Origin of the sequence: Shinella sp. 838, from assembly GCF_029623935.1 — a bacterium.
GTDB lineage: Bacteria > Pseudomonadota > Alphaproteobacteria > Rhizobiales > Rhizobiaceae > Shinella.
The window spans coordinates 1-2598 of the sequence record NZ_JARSBQ010000054.1; the positions used below are offsets into that span (position 1 = coordinate 1).

General features: G+C 62.3%; 1 protein-coding gene and 1 pseudogene. Both read left to right on the top strand.

What is annotated here, in order from left to right:
• Positions 1–193 precede the first annotated feature (193 nt).
• Positions 194–1722: pseudogene (gene istA, locus P9A16_RS35495) on the top strand (IS21 family transposase).
• A 12-nt stretch (positions 1723–1734) separates the two neighbouring features.
• A complete protein-coding gene (istB, locus tag P9A16_RS35500) occupies positions 1735–2472 on the top strand; it encodes an IS21-like element helper ATPase IstB (RefSeq protein WP_023517565.1) in 738 nt (245 codons plus the stop codon).
• The last annotated feature ends 126 nt before the right edge of the window (positions 2473–2598 follow it).

A 2598-nucleotide genomic window follows, 5' to 3' on the forward strand; every position in this document is an offset into this window, starting at 1 on the left:
TGCAAATTCCGAGGCAATCCGCGCCCTGATTCCGAAATGATCTCGCCCCTCCATTCCGAGAAATAGTCGCCCCCTTGTTCCGAGATGATGCCGCCCCCTTTGGAAGGGATGTGGCGTGGGGGTTCTGCCGGTGTGAAGTTCCTTCCGTCGATGTTGACGAGGAAGGAACGGGATGCCTGCGGAGAGACTGGAGATGCGGCGTGTCCGCGAGATACTGAGATATCGTTTCGAACAAGGACTGGGCCACAAATCGATTGCGGTTCGGGTCGGGGCAGCACCGTCGACGGTGCGCGAGACGCTGCGGCGGGCAACGGTTGCGGGTCTTTCGTGGCCGTTGGGTGATGACGTGAGCGATGCCGTCCTGGAGGCGGCGCTCTACAAATCGGCAGGGACGAAGACGGGTCATCGCCGGGCCCCGAGCCGGACTGGGCCGAGGTCCATCGCGAACTCAAGCGCAAGCACGTGACGCTGCAAATTCTCTGGGACGAATACATGAGCCGTTATCCCGACGGCTACCGCTACAGCCGGTATTGTGACCTCTATCGCGGCTGGGCGCTGAAGCTGCCGGTGACGATGCGGCAGGAGCATGCTGCCGGCGACAAGCTGTTCGTCGATTATGCCGGTGACACGGTCACGGTCGTCGTTGATCGGCTGTCGGGCAAGACGCGACAAGCACACCTGTTCGTGGCGGTTCTGGGAGCGTCCAGCCTGTCTTATGCGCAAGCGCGCTGGACAGAGACGCTACCCGACTGGGTCGAATGCCATGTTCAGGCGCTGGAATTCTTCGGCGGCTCGCCGGCGCTTCTGGTTCCTGATAATGCCAAGGTGGCGATCATCAAGGCCTGCCACTTCGACCCCCAGGTCAACAGGACCTATTGCGCCATGGCGGCGCACTATGGGAGCGCCGTTCTTCCGACACGGCCGCGGCGGCCGCGCGACAAGGCGAAAGTGGAGGCCGCGGTTCGTATTGCCGAGCGCTGGCTGTTGGGCCGGCTGCGTCATCGGGTCTTCTACAGCCTGGCCGACGTGAATGCGGCGATCGCCGAACTGCTTTGCGACCTCAACGATAAACGCGTTCTGCGCCGGGTCGGCGCTACCCGTCGCCAGCTATTCGAGGAACTCGATCGTCCGGCTCTGCGGCCATTGCCTGTCGAGCGCTATGTCTTCGCCGAGTGGCGTATCCGGCGTGCCGGACTGGATTACCACGTCGAGATCGAACGGCATTACTACTCCGTTCCCTATCGCTTTGCCCGCGAGCAGGTCGAGGCGCGCATCACCGCCAACACGATCGAGATATTCCACAAGGGCGAGCGGATTGCCGCGCACCGCCGCTCGAGCGGCAATGGCAAACACACGACCATCCCCGATCATATGCCTTCGGCGCATCGTCGGTTTGCCGACTGGACGATCGAACGCATTCGGCGCGAAGCCTCTGCCATGGGACGGGATGTCGAGCTTTTGTGCGAGCGCATTCTTGCCGACCGGCCGCATCCTGAGCAGGGCTTTCGCGCCTGCCTCGGAATTATCCGCCTTAACAAGAGCTTCGGCCGCGACAGGGTCAATGCCGCTTGCGCCCGAGCGCTGGAGATCGGGGCTCGGACCTATGGCTCAGTGCGCTCCATCCTCGACAATCACCTCGACCGGACGGCGAGCTCGAATGGTGCCGCCTCGCACGAACCGATCCACCACGAGAACATCCGCGGACCTCGCTATTACCACTAAGGAGAACGAAGAATGCTTGCTCATCCAACACTTGATAGACTGAACGCCATGGGCCTGGCGGGCATGGCCAAGGCCTTCGGCGAACTCGTTGCCAACGGCGAAGCCGAACATCTCTCGCATGCCGAATGGCTCGGACTGCTGCTCGAGCGGGAATGGAGTTCCCGCTACGACCGCAAGCTTGCCACGCGCCTCAGGTTCGCCAAGCTTCGCCATCAGGCGACGCCCGAAGATGTCGACTATCGCGCCGAACGCGGCCTCGATCGTGCGCTCTTCATGAAGTTGCTCGGTGGTGACTGGATCGGCGCTCACGACAATCTCGCTATCTGCGGCCCCTCAGGCGTCGGAAAGAGCTGGTTGGCATGTGCCCTCGGCCATAAGGCTTGCCGCGACGACCGTTCCGTTCTCTATCAGCGCGTTCCTCGGCTCTTTGCCCAGCTCGCGCTCGCCCGCGGTGACGGCAGATACGCCAGGCTGCAACGCACCCTGGGCCATGTTCAGGTCCTGATCCTGGACGACTGGGGTCTTGAGCCGCTCAACGAACAGGCCCGTCACGATCTTTTGGAAATCCTCGAGGACCGCTACGGCCGTCGATCGACGATCATCACCAGCCAGCTCCCCGTATCTGCCTGGCACGGCGTCATCGGCGATCCCACCTATGCCGACGCCATCCTGGATCGCCTCGTCCACAATGCCCATCGCATCGAACTCAGCGGAGAGAGCCTACGCCGAAATCTGCCGCGCAAAGCTTGACACATCACTCGAACGAACTGACAACAATCACTGCCTGCAGACCCCTTGAAACAGGGGGCGAGATCGTCCCGGAATCCGGGGGCGCAATCATCTCGGAACAAGGGGGCGGCTTCATCGGAATCGGCA

Excerpts from the sequence above, each read along its gene's own strand:
- istB (WP_023517565.1), top strand. The coding sequence starts at position 1,735 with ATGCTTGCTCATCCAACACTTGATAGACTGAACGCCATGGGCCTGGCG.